General features: G+C 31.7%; 1 protein-coding gene. It reads right to left on the bottom strand.

What is annotated here, in order from left to right; genetic code table 11:
• A partial coding sequence (locus LB452_RS13480; protein WP_224462255.1) for an integrase core domain-containing protein occupies positions 1-259 on the bottom strand: 259 nt, incomplete at both ends.

The following is a 259-nucleotide window of genomic DNA, read 5'->3' as shown; positions in this document are numbered from 1 at the left end:
TTCTTTTGAGTTTGTTTTGCTTGTGCATTTCCATCGGAGTTAACATATGATTAGATAAATGTGGTCTGAGATTATTGTAAATACTGACTGCATCAGCGATAAGCTTTTTCTTTAATGTCATATCCTTCACGGTTTTAGCAATGTTGAACTCTTGTTTAAGTATACCATTGATTCTCTCTGCGATTGCATTTTCATAAGGATCATATTTTTCTGTCATACTTGTTTTTATGTTGTTTTTGTCTAACATTTCTTGATAGTC

It is taken from the genome of Psychroflexus longus (assembly GCF_020164595.1).
Classification (GTDB): domain Bacteria; phylum Bacteroidota; class Bacteroidia; order Flavobacteriales; family Flavobacteriaceae; genus Psychroflexus; species Psychroflexus longus.
The sequence above is the reverse complement of the archived record's forward strand: the minus strand, read 5'-3'. Positions and strand labels throughout refer to the sequence as shown.